Below are 13,722 nucleotides of genomic sequence, written 5' to 3'. Positions count from 1 at the left end.
GTAACTGGCCTTGCCCTCCTTTCGGAGGGCTTTTTTATGCCCGGCGTTTTCCCCGGATCGCGCTGCGCTTATCCGGGCTACATTCCGTGCCGATGGGGCGCATTGCGCCGCTCCGGGAAGAGGGATTCATACCAACGGAAAACCCCGGCTGACCGCTCCGGGGTAAACGATGAGGACATTTTTTAAGTTAGAACGAGTAGGCAACACCTACGCGGAAACGGGTCTGGCGGTCGCTGCGATCGTTGACGCCAACGTTGCCGAGCTCGCCGTACGGCGCCCAGTTTTTATCCAGCTTGTAGGCAACCTTGAGGTTGTACTCCTGCGAGTACGGTTTGTTGTCGTTGCGCTTAACCCCTTCGGTACTGCGCGCATAAACGTAGTTCAGCTCCGTACGCCAGTCGCCGAAGACGTAACCGGCCCATGCATCGCCGCGGTTAACTTTGTCATCATCTTTCCCTGCATTCGCCGGGTAGCGGGTATAGTCGTAACGATAGCGGGCGGCGACGTAGAAGCCATTATCGAAGCTGTACTGCACGCGCAGGTTTGGCTTGTAGATCGAGCGGCTATCGTTACTTTCAATATTGAACCCCGGCGTGACCGAGAAGTTTTTATTCGCCTTCCACTGCCAGGTAATGCTCTCTTCATGACCATTACCGACGAAATCTGAATAAGGCTGGCTGGTGTTATCGCCGCCCGACTTCCACTTCGCCTCAACGGAGAAGCCAAAGCCGTTAGCGAAACGATGGGAGACGGAGACGCGGTCGGCGTTGCTCTTATCCGATTTGCCGCCGTCAATGAATTCGTGACGTAAATCTACCGTGACGGCTGAAGCCGCGAAAGACATGCCACAGAGTGCAGCAAGGGCCAGAGATCTTGCGAACATAAATTACCCCTCATAATTAAAATATCGTTTCGTTTTTATAAAACCGTATTTTATTTTTTAGGCAATAATGTTTTAGTGATCGCGATCGTAAATATTTGTTTCAAAAAAGGTGGCACAGAAAGACGTGACAACGCTCAACAAAATAGCGCGTCAGAAAGGAATTTTTGGCAGGGTAACGCCTGGCGGGAAGCAAAAAAAAAGCCTCCACAGGGAGGCTCAGTTAACGCATATATCAGAAGGGGCTTATTCGCGTTCAACTGCCAGCGCCACGCCCTGGCCGCCGCCGATGCATAGCGTGGCCAGCCCTTTGCGGGCATCGCGTTTAATCATCTCGTGCACCAGGGAAACCAGAATGCGGCAGCCGGAAGCGCCAATCGGGTGGCCCAGCGCAATGGCGCCGCCGTTCACGTTCACCCGCCGCTCGTCCCATTCCAGTACCCTGCCCACCGAAATGGCCTGAGCGGCAAAGGCTTCGTTGGCTTCGATAAGATCGACTTCATCCAGCTTCCAGCCCGCGCGTTCAAGGCAGCGACGGGTGGCATGGACCGGCGCGATCCCCATCAGCGCCGGATCGACCCCCACGCTGGCAAAAGCGCGGATCCGCGCCAGAATCGGCAGCCCCAGCTCCTCGGCTTTAGCTTCGCTCATCATCATCACCGCCGCCGCGCCATCGTTAATGCTTGAGGCATTGCCGGCGGTGACCGAGCCCTGCTGGTCAAAGGTCGGCAGCAGGCTGGCCAGCGCTTCTGCGCTGGGGTCGACGCGCGGCTGCTCATCGGTATCCACCAGGCGCGGAGTACCGTTGAGTTCGCTGGTCACCGGCACGATTTCATCGCGAAAGCGTCCGGAATCAATCGCCCGCCGCGCTTTGTGCTGCGAGCTAAGCGCCCACGCATCCTGCAGTTCACGGCTGATGCCATACTCGCGCGCCAGGTTCTCCGCCGTCACGCCCATATGGTAGTCGTTAAACGCATCCCACAGGCCATCGTGGACAAGGCTGTCGATAAGCTGGCTATTGCCCAACTGGGCGCCGGTACGGCTGTCGGTCAGCACGTGCGGGGCGCGGCTCATATTCTCCTGCCCGCCGGCGATCACCACGTCCGCTTCGCCGCACTGAATCGCCTGGGTCGCCAGGTGCAGCGCCTTCAGTCCGGAACCGCAGACGTCGTTGATGGTAATAGCAGAAACGGTATTAGGCAGCCCGCCGCGGATCGCCGACTGACGCGCCGGATTCTGTCCGGTTCCTGCCGTCAGCACCTGGCCGAGGATCACCTCATCAATACTTTGCGGATCGACGCCGCTGCGCTCAACAAGCGCCTTCACCACCACGCTGCCCAGCTCCACCGCCGAATGACGCGACAGCGCGCCCTGAAAACAGCCGATTGGCGTTCGCAACGCGCCGACGATTACGACATCTTTCATCCTCTACCTCTGCTCCGCCTCTGCGCAAAGAAACAGCATCATAGTAGTGAATTGTTATCAAAAATTTTCGCAATTGTTTAAAAAAAGTGAGGGGAATCACAAAGATCGTCGGCGATAGCAAAAATGGCCCCTATTCGCGCCCGTGCCCCTGCAGATGCTGACGCAGCCAGCTTCCCGCTTCTCCCGGCGGCGCCTTTTTATTCCACAGCAAATCGGTGGAGATCATCCGCGGCCAGCCGGCAATATCCAGCGCCACCAGGCTTCCGCTCCCGGCGAACTCCTCCACCAGCGCGCTGGGCAAAATACACCATCCCAACCCCTGCGCCGCCATGCTGAACAGCAGCAGATAGTTAGGCGCCGACCATACCAGACCGCGCGCCGGTTCCGCCGTATTTTCCAGATAGGTGCTCAGGCGCAGCTCGCGCCAGCTGAACAGCTCGTCGCGGGTGACGCTGCCCTGGGCCGCCAGCGGGTGCCGGGGCGCCACGAAGATAGCCATTTCGGTTTGCATCGGCAGCCGGATACTGCCTATTTCTGTCGGATAGCTGTCCCTGGCCTCAATCAGCCCCACCTGCGCCCGCTCCTTTTGCAGCAGATCGATAACGTCGTCGTCTTCGCCAATCAGGCACTCAAATTCGGTGTGCGGAAAACGACGATCGAACTGCCCCAGCAGATCTTCCAGCACATCGGGATGCAGCGTATCGGAGAGCACAAAGGTCAGACGCGCTTCGGTGTTGCCAGACAGCGAAATGGCCAGCTCATCCAGCCTGTCGCTGGCCGCCAGAATCGCCTTCACGTAGCTCAACACCTGTTCGCCCTGCGGCGTGAGCGTCGGCTGTCTGGAGGTGCGATCGAACAACGTCACGCCAAGATCGGCTTCCAGGTTGGCGATTGCGGTGCTGATGGTGGACTGGCTTTTGCGCAGCCGCCGCGCCGCGGCAGAGAATGAACCGCAGGCCACGGATTCGACAAACGCGGTTAAAGCTTCGGGAGAATAGCGCATGAACTATCTACTTTATCGATGGATACTATCTTTTGTTTATCATATTTATCCATAAAATGCCGGGTAATTTCATATAAAGACCGGAGGCAACAAGCCATGCAACAAGTCAACGCCCAGCGCAAAACGCTGACGGAACGGGTAATCCACGCGATAAGCTTTGAAGGTCTGGCGACGCTGATCCTCGCCCCAACCGCCGCATGGCTCATGCAGCGTTCGGTCGTTGAAATGGGCGGGCTCAGTATCCTGCTCGCGACGCTGGCGATGGTCTGGAACATTATCTATAACGCCCTCTTCGACCGGCTGTGGCCGGTAACCCGGGTCGTCCGTACCCTGCGGGTCCGCGCGCTGCACGCGATCGGCTTCGAGTCAGGCTTTATTATTATCGGCGTCACGATGGTCGCGCTGGTGCTGGGCGTTTCGCTGATGCAGGCGTTTATGCTGGAAATCGGCTTTATGCTGTTCTTCCTGCCCTACACCATGGCCTTTAACTGGGTCTGGGATATGCTGCGCGAGCGGGTCATCAAGGTTCGCCAGCAGCGGATCGCCGCCCGCGAGTAATCTTTAGCAAAGCGCCCGGCCGGCAACGGGCGCTCCGCCGCTTCATTTCTGCGCCAGAAACTATCGCCACAGCTCATCCATAAATGTGATAAATTGCACTCCTTTTTGTTCGTTTTCTGGTTGATAAAGTCGCATAATGTCTAAAATTTGGTCTAAAGAAGAAACTCTCTGGAGTTTCGCCTTATATGGCACTGCTGTAGGCGCTGGCACGTTATTCTTGCCGATCCAACTGGGATCCGCGGGCGCTATCGTTCTGTTCATCACCGCGCTGGTCGCCTGGCCGTTAACCTACTGGCCGCATAAAGCGCTGAGCCAGTTTATTCTCTCCGCCAACATCGCCCCGGGCGCGGGGATCACCGGCGCCGTTAATCACTATTACGGTAAAAAGATCGGTAGCCTGATTACCGGCCTCTATTTCCTCGCCTTTTTCGTGGTGGTGCTGATCTACGCCGTCGCCATTACGAACTCGCTCGCGGAGCAGCTCTCCAGGCATGTGCCCATCACTTCTCAGGTCAGGGCGCTGCTCAGCCTGGGCGTGGTGCTGGTGCTGAATCTGATCTTTTTAATGGGCCGCCACGTCACGATTAAAGTCATGGGCTTTTTAGTCTTCCCGCTGATCGCCTGTTTCCTGTTCCTCTCCATCTATTTAATGGGGAGCTGGCAGCCGGCTTATCTGACCAGCCAGATGCAGCTGACCCCGCACACGTTCCACCAAATCTGGATCTCGATTCCCGTGATGGTTTTCGCTTTTAGCCATACGCCGATCATATCGACTTTTGCTATCGATCAGCAGGAGAAATACGGCGAGCAGGCCATGGGTAAATGCAAAAAAATCATGAAGGTGGCCTACACCCTCATCTGCGCCAGCGTGCTGTTTTTCGTCTTCAGCTGCCTGCTGTCGATACCGGCGAGCTATATTGAAACCGCCCGCCATCAAGGGGTCACGATTCTTTCCGCCCTGTCGATGATGCCGGGGTCGCCGGCGTGGCTGGCGATCACCGGGATTATTGTGGCGGTGGTGGCGATGTCGAAATCGTTCCTTGGCACCTATTTTGGCGTGATTGAAGGGGCCAGTGAAATCGTCAAAACGTCCCTCGCCCAGGCGGGGATTCGTAAAAGCCGCGCGTTTAACCGGGCGATGTCGATCCTGCTGGTTTCGACGCTGACCTTCGTGGTGTGCTTTATCAATCCCAACGCTATCTCAATGATTTACGCCGTCAGCGGCCCGCTTATCGCGATGATCCTGTTCATCATGCCAACCCTCTCCACGTATCTTATTCCGGCGCTGAAGCCCTACCGCTCGGTAGGTAGCTTTATTACCCTGGTTGTCGGTTTGCTCTGCGTGTCGGTGATGTTTTTTAGCTAATCCTCTTCGTGCGGCGAGTCTTTTCCTCGCCGCACGTTCTGCCAACATTCTCCCCCCACCAATCTCCCTGACGGACATACACTTATCCCTTGCACACCTAGAAAGCAGGGGTTTATATGTCCAGCGTAAAATTATCCGGTACTGCGACGTTAGGCGATCGTCAGGTTTATCGTCTGGGATACGGGGCGATGCAGCTTGCGGGGCCCGGCGTCTTCGGCCCGCCAAAAGATCCGCAAACCGCTATCCGCGTACTGCAGGAAGCGGTCGAGTCGGGCGTCAATCATATTGATACCTCCGATTTTTACGGTCCACACGTGACTAATCAGCTCATTCGCCAGGCGCTGCATCCCTATTCCGCCGATCTGTGCATCGTCACCAAAGTCAGCGCTCGCCGCGACGATAAAGGCAACTGGCTGCCCGCGATGTCGCCCGCGGAGCTCACTGCGGCGGTGGAGGACAATCTGCGCAATCTGGGCCTCGACGTGCTTGAGGTGGTGAACCTGCGCAGTATGCTCGGCACGCATGGCCCGGTTGAAGGTTCGCTGGAGGGGCCCTTAACCACCCTTCTGGAGCTGAAAGAACGCGGGTTGATTCGCCATATCGGGCTGAGTAACGTCACCGCCAGACAGGTGAGCGATGCGCAAAAACTGACGCCAATCGTCTGCGTTCAGAACCAATATAACGTGGCAAACCGTCAGGATGATCCGCTGATCGACGAGCTGGCGGCGCAAAATATCGCCTGGGTGCCCTTTTTCCCCCTCGGCGGTTTTACCCCGCTTCAGGCCCGGGAGCTTAACGAAGTCGCCGCTTCGCTTGACGCCACGCCGATGCAGGTGGCGCTGGCCTGGCTGCTCCAGCGCTCGCCGAATATCCTGCTCATTCCGGGCACCTCCTCGCTACAGCATCTGCACGAGAATCTTGCCGCCGCGCAATTAACGCTCCCACCAGAAGCGTTAGCCATTCTGGATAATCTCCAGCCCCACTCCTGATTTCAGGCTTCTGCGGATCGATATTCGCAGAAGCCTTCTCCTCAATATTTGCCTGGAATTACCTTAACGCCACTGGCACTATACATCCTACAAATTAGGCGTTATCCGCTTTATTCTCTTACGGATAACCCTATGCAAAGCATAGATTTAAACTTTCTCGACTGGCCTCCTAATTGGAGGCTTCTGTCGTTTTTGTCTCGCCAAAATTTTCGAACTCTTGATTACAGGAAAAACAATATCTCATTCAAAGTTTATACAAATCAATTTAGCTGCAAAGATAGCTAACAACATCAAATGCTCATAAAAACATCTGGTTAACACAATCAGAATGTTTGTATTGCTATATAAAAAATCGACCACACACAATAACAATTTACAAGGATTTCACATGACAGAGGGAACGATAAAGACGAGTAAGTATGAAATTATTGCTATTTTCAGGGAAGAGCTCCGAAAGCAGGCGGAGATAGAAGTTTTTGTTAATAACAAAAGCACTATTACCCAGCTAACGCGGGTAGATTTTGCCGAGTTTCATATCTCCACCACCAGCAAAATCCCCGCGGGGCATAAAGTTAAATTTATTCTGCATAGCGATTCAGGGAAAATCGAGTTTTGCTCTACGCTAAAGAAAAGCTATGCCGGCGGTGAAGGGAAATGCAGGAAGGTCGCATTTACCTTACCGGAGTGTATCCAGGTGGTACAACGCCGGCGCGATCCCCGATTCCGTCTGCGCCACGAGCACGAATTCTTCTGTCACGGCCGACACAAAAACGGAGAAAACTATCTATTCGAAATCAAAGACATTTCGGACGGCGGTTGCGCGCTGATGACCAGGAGCCCCAATCTGAAATTCCTCAGCCATAACGCCATCCTCAAGAACGCTATCCTCGCCCTCGCTGAATATGGCGAAATCACCGTAGATTTAGTTATAAAAAATGTTGTTATGGTGACTTTAGATGATAACGAGAAGTCAGATAGCTACTACCAGATCTCCTGTCAGTTTAAATTTCGCCATCTTGATAACAAGAAGCGAATAGAGAAAGTGCTGCTCGACTTGATTATGGAAGCCAAGAGAAAAAAGAGAGTCTGAACCATTGGACAGTATATTACTTTACACTGATGACAATATCATCGGGCAATCAATCCATGATTATATGATTGATCGCGCCAGGGATATCACCACCCTGAAATTTCAGGATATTGTGAAAGGGGTCGGCGCCTCACCGGCAGCCACCGTTATTATCAATATCATCCACAAAGATATCTCTGCGGCCACAACGGTCGCATTACTGAACACTTTGCGCAAGCGCCTGACGCATTGCGCGCTGCTGGTGCTGATCGTCAAAAGCGAGCTGTCCAGCCTGTTCCGGGAGCTGCTTGATCTAGAAAACCTGTTGATTCTGACCGAAAAATCCTCGCTGGCAGATTACTCAGCCATCATCAGCAGGCCCTCAACCGCCGAAGGCTGCCAGGGGCTATGCACCCGCCGCAAGCTGACCGCCAGGGAACTTCAGGTGCTGGAGTTAATTATTGCCTGCAATAACAGTAAAAGGATTGCGGTGCTTCTCGACATTGATCATAAAACGGTCCACAGCCATAAGGTACATATTATGAAGAAACTCGGGATGAATAACTCGCGAATAATGAACAAAAGCATAGTCAATATGTATCAGTGCTAAAACCAAAAATATGTGGGTGACCAATCAAAACCCGATAATTTATTGGCGATAAGCCATTAATAATCATTCCCATCGGTAGAAAGGTCACCTATAATATTCTCCTCTCTTTACCTCTGACCTGATTTTTGACGAGAGATAATGAACGCAACTCTTTTTTCCAGGCATAATTTATCACGTAGCGATATATCCGTTCGTTATGTCTTTCAAAAAATGTTTTCCCCAAAAGGTACGCTCGTCGCCGTTGAGTGCCTGAGCCGCTTTGACCACCTCTCTATATCGCCGGAAAACTTCTTTCGCTACGCCAATACGGGACTACGCGAAAGCATTTTTATGGAACAGCTGGCGCTTATTGAAAAACATAAACAGTGGTTTAAGCAAAATGCTATCTCGGCGACGATTAATGTTGATGACCATATACTTAACGTATTGCAACGCCCGGAGATTAAAGCGCTCGTCGACCAAATCGGCTGCGTCCATTTTGAAGTGACCGAGAATTCCCATAACCTTTTGAATAATGCTCTCGCAACCTGGAATAACCCGCAAAGCACTACGCTCTGGCTCGATGATTTTGGCTCTGGCAACGCCGGTATTCACGCTATTCGCGACTATCATTTCGATTATGTCAAAATCGATAAAGACTTCTTCTGGCTTTTAATGCAAAAAGATTCCGGTCGTCCGTTAATGGATGCCCTCGTCACTTTCCTTTCCCGCAACCACCATAATGTGATTATTGAAGGTGTAGAAAGCGAAGCGCATAAGGCCTGGTTGCAGGGCATGGAATGGTTTGCTATTCAGGGACACTACTGGAAGGAAGTGAGCATTGAACAATTGGTCCAGGAAGATATCACCGCATAAATAAATGCCGGATAACTCCGGCATCAAAAGTCATACTCGCGCAATACCCTCTCCCCTTCAATTATAAACGAGCTCCCATGTTGCCCAGCTGGTCAACGGGCCGCTGGTTGCTTTTTCCGGCGCGGGGGTCACGTAGCCGATGTAATAGGTAAATACGCCGCCATCGACCGCTTTTTCGACCAGCGGCACCCGGTTTTGCAAGGGGTCGGCCGGGACGATTTTATTACTTTTATCGAGGGTATTATTATCATTGGTCGACAGCGCGAGGAAAATATGGCTGGCGCCGTCCGCCCGCGTATTCCTCAGGTAGCCGGCATTTTCATTGCCCACCGCATTGACCGTAAAGCCGTCAACCCAGCGGACGTTAACCAGGCGGATCTCGTCTTTATCCGCCGCGCCGCCGTCGTGACGCAGCTGGCAGTTCGAGAGTTCCAGCGTAAAAGGCTGCGGCTTCATAAATGCCCCGGCGCCGCGATCGTGTACTTCGGCCAGGCTGACCGGCGCCAGCCAGACGCTGCCGCTCCCCGCGTTGTTGCCGCCGTTCAGCGCCACGCTACAGGAGATATCCGTCACCCGTCCGGCAAAATCCACCCGCCCTCGATCGTAGTTGGTCTCAAAACCCGACGCCGGGGAGGCCATCAGCATCCCGCCGATCAGCGCCAGTTGAATGAGTCGTTTGCTATTTTTATATTGTGCTGAATCACGCATACCCGCCTCCCGAATTAATCGTACGTCAGGTTAAAGATCATGTGCGACTCTACCTCACCGGTACTGGTGGTCGGCGCATATTGATAGAAACGCGCATGCAGAGGCAGGGTGATGTATCGGGTTTCTTGCGTGCGCAGCGTACCGACGCTGTATTTCTTGTTGAATTCCAGCGGTACGCCCTCTTTCAGAACCTGGATACCAATTCCTTTCGCCAACGAGGAGCCGGATTTTTCGTTCAGCAGCGCGCCTCGGCTCACCGTGGTGCCGGTGGCCAGCGTGCCGGAGAAAGAGGTCTGGATATTGGCGTATCCCGACTCGCTTAACCCGCCGCTGCACTGCAGCTCAATATTAAAATCCTTCCCGCCCGCGGTGGTGCCGACGCCGTTGAGATCGCTGCGCTTGATGGTACCGACATCGACGTTCATATTTTTGCCGCTCAGGATGGTACATGAGGGCGATACCACGGTGATGGCGTTGGCGCTCAGGCGGGTTTCGAGGATCGGGTTGTTGCCGTTCTCCCAGTCGTAAGAGGTGTACTTACCTGCCGCCAGGGTTCCGCTGCCGGTCACGCTCGCGGTTTTAATCACCTCCAGCGTAAAGCGGGAGCCTTCCAGCGAGTAATTCGTGGTCCGGCTGACGTAGCTGGAGAACGTGTCAGGGTAGATAATATTGACCGTCGCCCCGCCGCGGCTGAACCGCAGGCCGATTCCGGGCACGTTGGTGGAATAAATTTTATTTCCCAGATCGGTCGCCCCGGGGGCGACGATTTTGGCCACAAAGCGGTTAGTGCCGCTGCTGCAGCTATAGCTGGCCCCGCCCGGCGCCGACATGGTCCAATCCCGGGACACGATCACCGAGCCTACCGGCAGATCCGGCGGAACCACCACCCGGCCCACAACCATGTCGAGGCTAACCGTCGGCTGCGACAGGCGCGTACAGTACGCCCATGCCGACGTGGTCCCCATCGCCATTAAGCCAATAAAAAGCGTCAGTTTTTTCATTAGCGACATAGCGTTTCCTTTGTTTTTTCCTGACTTAATTCCACCGAGCACTGTCCGCCGCTCCACTTAACCGTGGCCTTCGGCGCGCTGGCGTCGCTGATAAACATCATGCTGCCCTGGCCCACCACGCCGATCTCTTTCCCGGAGGGGTTGTAAATCGTGGCGGCGAACGGTAGCGGCAGACCGTTTGCCTGACGCGCCCGCAGAGTGACGTTGTTCTGCAGCGTGGTATCGAAGGAGACCTTGACCACGCTCCCTTCCCACGGCACCACCTGCGCCACGGTACTGCCGAAGGCGACATCGTCGTTGCTGCCTTTCGGGTCAATTTCAACGGAATTTATCCGGTAAGGCCGCAGATACGGCAGAATGGCGTAGCCGTTGCTGTCGATGCGGGTACCCGGCGAGCCGGGCAACATCGCGCCCGCGGCGTCTTTCGCTTCGATCAGCGCCATGGTGGTGCCGCTTTCCGGCGAGAATACGACGCCGTGCTGATGCGCGATCAGCGTCCCGCTGGCGCCTACGCCGCTCTGGCGATAGCCTTCGCCCTGGCTATAGCTGCCGTTCAGCGTGGTCCACGGGGTACGGTAGCTGCCGTTCAGCGCCACATCGTGCTGGCCGCCGGTCGAGGTCGTGGTCGACACGCCGTAGTTGAGGTTGTTTTCACTATCCAGCGAACCGTTGACGCCAATCTGCGAACTGGCGAAGCGTGAGTTATTAAACGCGGTATTCGACGTCAGGTTAGCCGTACGGTTTTCACCGAACCACAGCGGGTAGCTAAAGTTGAGTGACACGCGATCGTCGCGACGGTGGCCGGAGCTATCCGGGGTATAGACGCGCTGGGCGCTGACCGACCACGAGAGCCGACCGTACATGTTGTTGTAACTAAACTGGTACTGCTTCTCCGTTCCCGAACGGTTCCAGTAATCCGCCACCCGGCCGCTCAGGTAAAAACCGCCCCAGCCGTCCGGCAGGTTCTGGTTGACGGTAAAGGTCATCCCGTTTTTCTGGCGCCACACGGTGTAGTTGCTGTTGTAGTTCTTCTCCTGATCGACGGCGTAGAGGGCGTCGTTCAGGTTGTAGTAGCCTTTGGTGGAGTAGCGATACGCCGCCAGCACGATGCTGGTCTGGGTTTCGGTAAACATGCGGTTAAAGGTGGCGCGATAGCTTTGACCGTGCTCGTCAAGGGTATCGCTCTTCAGCCGCGAGTGAGTCACGTCGAAGGAGAGCGCGCCGATGCCGGTATTCATCCCGGTCCCCAGCAGGAACGCCTGATAGTCATCAAATCCGGTGACGCCGGTATAGCCGGTAAACAGGTTATTTAAACCATGCTGCCAGGTTCCCTGGTAGAGCATCGGTTTATTACGCAGCGAACTATCGTCGACTTTACCGGCGGAGAGCGCGTAGCGGGTCATCCCCGGACGCAGCAGCTGCGCTACCGAGGCGTAAGGTACGCTGAATACTTCGACCGAACCATCGGCCTCTTTAACCGACACTTCAAGGTCGCTACCGTAGCCGGAAGGATAGACATCCTGCAGGGTAAACGGCCCCGGCGGCACCGTGGTCTGATAGATAATATTGCTGCCCTGGCGCACCGTCACCAGGGCGTTGCTTTGCGCCACGCCGCGAATTTCAGGGGCGTAGGAGCGCATGCCGTCGGGGAACATATTGTCATCGGTCGCCAGGTTAACCCCGCGCAGGCCGATGGTGTCAAAGAACTCGCCGTTGGTAAAAATCTGCCCGCCGCTGACTATCGAGTTAATCTGCGGAATCGGCCGCTGCAGGTAGGTCTGGTTGCTGTTCCAGTGCGCTTTCCCCTGCTGCTGCTGCCAGTTCAGGTTACCGATATGCTTGAGCAGCCAGCCGTCCCACGACAGGCCCGCGTTAACGCCAAGATACGCGCTGCTGTTATCGGAACCGTTGGCCGAGGAGATATGGCTGTTCCAGGCGTTGGCCATCCAGCCTAAATTCAGCGCCGCAACGCCTTTATCCCAGAATTGCGGGCTGACAAAGTTTTTCAGGCGCTGATCTTCGTAGATTTGCGGTACGGCAATATCCAGTCTCAGGGAGGACTGAATCAGCGTGTCTTTGACGTTATCTTCGTGACGCCACTCCTGCAGGCGTCCGCAGAAGCCCTCTTTTTCGCTGAGCTGCGGATTTAATTTTTCCGGCGAAATCCCATACTGCATCAGCATCGCTTTGGTATAGCAGACGCCCATTTTGCCGTCTTTACCGGCGGTGATTTTCAGGTCGTAGCGCCCTTTCCATTCGCCGTTAGTATAGACATCAAGGGAGTAGACGCCCTCGCTGATAGCGCTGGTCGAGAAGCGCGACAGGTCGACCTTTTCGCGACTGCCGACGATAAAACCATCGTTAAATTGATAGATCGTTCCCGGGTTTTCCTGTCCGCTGGAAAATGGCGGAAAGCAGCACAGCGCAACCGCAATAGCCGTGCTTAATCTTCCCGGGCAGATTGACCTCTGCTTCATGATCGTTTCCCTTATTTGACGGTAACTTTCACTGCGACATCTGCACCATAATCATTAATGTTGTTAACGGTCAGGGTCTCGCCTTTGCTCACCGCTGAAGAGAGGGCGATGGTCTGGCTGGACTGCGGGGCAAACATGACCGTTTTGCTGTTGAGCGCTTTGCCGCCGTTACGGGAGATACGGCTTACGGTGATATAAAAGGGCGTTGGGTTACTGACGGACAGGCTGCTGCCGTTAGCGGAGAGCGCCAGTTTTTCTGCCGCAGCGTCGCGATTGCCTAGCCCGGCAGGGCGATAAATAAACTTAAAGCGCGAACGAATCGCCAGCTGCAGAATATTTTGCCCTTCGTTTTTCTGGCTGGCCTCAACCGGCGGTATTTCCAGAAGGTTCAGCCACCACAGCGTCTCTTTATCTTTAGCCAGCCCTGCATTACTGCCGAGCTTAATACGCAGGGTTTGACCGCTTTTCGCATCAACGCGGGAAATAGGCGGCGTGATAATAAAGGGGGTCGTAATGGTATCCGGCGTCGCGTCGGCATTACCGTTATCCAGCCAGGCTTGCGCCAGCGCCGGACGGTCGGCGGTGTTAGAGAGCTGCACCGTTATTTCTTTTTCATTTCCTGGATAAATAAAGCGGGTACCGTTAACAATAATATTATTGGCATGGGCCGCAAAACTAAAAATGAAACAGAAAAAAAGGGCAATACGCTTCATGCTGACCTCAGAATAAAAAAATAAGCGGCAGCAGTGGCCGCTTTATTATTGTTGTATAC

13 protein-coding genes are annotated in these 13,722 nt (G+C 54.7%); 6 read left to right on the top strand and 7 right to left on the bottom strand.

The window, feature by feature from the left end; translation table 11 throughout:
• Nucleotides 1–187: 187 nt before the first annotated feature.
• From JLG71_RS04815 to JLG71_RS04805, 3 genes are all read right to left on the bottom strand, one after another.
• The gene (locus tag JLG71_RS04815) at nucleotides 188–883 is read right to left on the bottom strand and encodes a porin (protein WP_032720124.1); all 696 of its coding nucleotides are present in this window, start codon (nucleotides 881–883) and stop codon (nucleotides 188–190) included.
• A gap of 243 nt (nucleotides 884–1,126) precedes the next feature.
• Nucleotides 1,127–2,305, bottom strand: coding sequence for an acetyl-CoA C-acetyltransferase (locus JLG71_RS04810; protein ID WP_014226690.1), 1,179 nt, complete (start codon nucleotides 2,303–2,305; stop codon nucleotides 1,127–1,129).
• Between the two features lie 130 nt (nucleotides 2,306–2,435).
• Nucleotides 2,436–3,308, bottom strand: a complete 873-nt coding sequence (locus JLG71_RS04805) for a LysR family transcriptional regulator (RefSeq protein ID WP_200913999.1) — start codon at nucleotides 3,306–3,308, stop codon at nucleotides 2,436–2,438.
• A gap of 96 nt (nucleotides 3,309–3,404) precedes the next feature.
• Here JLG71_RS04805 and JLG71_RS04800 point away from each other — a divergent pair, with 96 nt between their 5' ends.
• The 6 genes from JLG71_RS04800 to mrkJ all read left to right on the top strand — a co-directional run bounded on the left by JLG71_RS04800 (nucleotide 3,405) and on the right by mrkJ (nucleotide 8,755).
• Nucleotides 3,405–3,866 carry a multidrug/biocide efflux PACE transporter gene (locus JLG71_RS04800; protein WP_025107400.1) on the top strand — a complete coding sequence of 154 codons (462 nt, stop codon included), beginning with the start codon at nucleotides 3,405–3,407 and terminating at the stop codon, nucleotides 3,864–3,866.
• Nucleotides 3,867–4,002: 136 nt separating this feature from the next.
• Entirely contained in the window at nucleotides 4,003–5,232 is a 1,230-nt protein-coding gene (locus JLG71_RS04795; protein ID WP_032720123.1) for an amino acid permease, read from the top strand.
• 116 nt (nucleotides 5,233–5,348) lie between these two features.
• A complete protein-coding gene (locus JLG71_RS04790; protein WP_025107399.1) occupies nucleotides 5,349–6,221 on the top strand; it encodes an aldo/keto reductase family oxidoreductase in 873 nt (290 codons plus the stop codon).
• Between the two features lie 388 nt (nucleotides 6,222–6,609).
• Nucleotides 6,610–7,311, top strand: a complete 702-nt coding sequence (locus tag JLG71_RS04785; protein ID WP_014226694.1) for a flagellar brake protein — start codon at nucleotides 6,610–6,612, stop codon at nucleotides 7,309–7,311.
• A gap of 4 nt (nucleotides 7,312–7,315) precedes the next feature.
• Entirely contained in the window at nucleotides 7,316–7,900 is a 585-nt protein-coding gene (locus JLG71_RS04780; RefSeq protein WP_025107398.1) for a helix-turn-helix transcriptional regulator, read from the top strand.
• Between the two features lie 138 nt (nucleotides 7,901–8,038).
• Nucleotides 8,039–8,755 (top strand): cyclic-di-GMP phosphodiesterase MrkJ, encoded by a 717-nt coding sequence (gene mrkJ, locus JLG71_RS04775; RefSeq protein WP_032694725.1) that lies wholly within the window; start codon nucleotides 8,039–8,041, stop codon nucleotides 8,753–8,755.
• 57 nt (nucleotides 8,756–8,812) lie between these two features.
• Here the strand turns inward: mrkJ and JLG71_RS04770 are convergent, their stop codons facing one another.
• Genes JLG71_RS04770 through JLG71_RS04755 form a run of 4 tightly spaced genes read right to left on the bottom strand, consistent with a single transcriptional unit; the run spans nucleotide 8,813 to nucleotide 13,663 of the window.
• Entirely contained in the window at nucleotides 8,813–9,463 is a 651-nt protein-coding gene (locus tag JLG71_RS04770) for a fimbrial protein (RefSeq protein WP_014226696.1), read from the bottom strand.
• A gap of 14 nt (nucleotides 9,464–9,477) precedes the next feature.
• Nucleotides 9,478–10,473: a fimbrial protein gene (locus JLG71_RS04765; protein ID WP_004124708.1), complete on the bottom strand. Its 996-nt coding sequence runs from the start codon at nucleotides 10,471–10,473 to the stop codon at nucleotides 9,478–9,480.
• The gene (locus JLG71_RS04760; RefSeq protein WP_064379566.1) at nucleotides 10,464–12,950 is read right to left on the bottom strand and encodes a fimbria/pilus outer membrane usher protein; all 2,487 of its coding nucleotides are present in this window, start codon (nucleotides 12,948–12,950) and stop codon (nucleotides 10,464–10,466) included. Before JLG71_RS04760 ends, JLG71_RS04765 begins: the two co-directional genes overlap by 10 nt.
• An 11-nt stretch (nucleotides 12,951–12,961) precedes the next feature.
• A complete protein-coding gene (locus JLG71_RS04755; RefSeq protein ID WP_000820820.1) occupies nucleotides 12,962–13,663 on the bottom strand; it encodes a fimbrial biogenesis chaperone in 702 nt (233 codons plus the stop codon).
• Nucleotides 13,664–13,722 lie beyond the last annotated feature (59 nt).

Origin of the sequence: Klebsiella michiganensis, assembly GCF_015139575.1 — a bacterium.
GTDB classification, from domain to species: Bacteria; Pseudomonadota; Gammaproteobacteria; order Enterobacterales; family Enterobacteriaceae; genus Klebsiella; species Klebsiella michiganensis.
The sequence above is the reverse complement of the archived record's forward strand: the minus strand, read 5'-3'. Positions and strand labels throughout refer to the sequence as shown.

Bases quoted from the DNA above. Each gene is read 5' to 3' on its own strand.
- JLG71_RS04815 (WP_032720124.1), bottom strand. From the start codon at position 883: ATGTTCGCAAGATCTCTGGCCCTTGCTGCACTCTGTGGCATGTCTTTC.
- JLG71_RS04810 (WP_014226690.1), bottom strand. From the start codon at position 2,305: ATGAAAGATGTCGTAATCGTCGGCGCGTTGCGAACGCCAATCGGCTGT.
- JLG71_RS04805 (WP_200913999.1), bottom strand. From the start codon at position 3,308: ATGCGCTATTCTCCCGAAGCTTTAACCGCGTTTGTCGAATCCGTGGCC.
- JLG71_RS04800 (WP_025107400.1), top strand. From the start codon at position 3,405: ATGCAACAAGTCAACGCCCAGCGCAAAACGCTGACGGAACGGGTAATC.
- JLG71_RS04795 (WP_032720123.1), top strand. From the start codon at position 4,003: ATGTCTAAAATTTGGTCTAAAGAAGAAACTCTCTGGAGTTTCGCCTTA.
- JLG71_RS04790 (WP_025107399.1), top strand. From the start codon at position 5,349: ATGTCCAGCGTAAAATTATCCGGTACTGCGACGTTAGGCGATCGTCAG.
- JLG71_RS04785 (WP_014226694.1), top strand. From the start codon at position 6,610: ATGACAGAGGGAACGATAAAGACGAGTAAGTATGAAATTATTGCTATT.
- mrkJ (WP_032694725.1), top strand. From the start codon at position 8,039: ATGAACGCAACTCTTTTTTCCAGGCATAATTTATCACGTAGCGATATA.
- JLG71_RS04770 (WP_014226696.1), bottom strand. From the start codon at position 9,463: ATGCGTGATTCAGCACAATATAAAAATAGCAAACGACTCATTCAACTG.
- JLG71_RS04765 (WP_004124708.1), bottom strand. From the start codon at position 10,473: ATGTCGCTAATGAAAAAACTGACGCTTTTTATTGGCTTAATGGCGATG.
- JLG71_RS04760 (WP_064379566.1), bottom strand. From the start codon at position 12,950: ATGAAGCAGAGGTCAATCTGCCCGGGAAGATTAAGCACGGCTATTGCG.
- JLG71_RS04755 (WP_000820820.1), bottom strand. From the start codon at position 13,663: ATGAAGCGTATTGCCCTTTTTTTCTGTTTCATTTTTAGTTTTGCGGCC.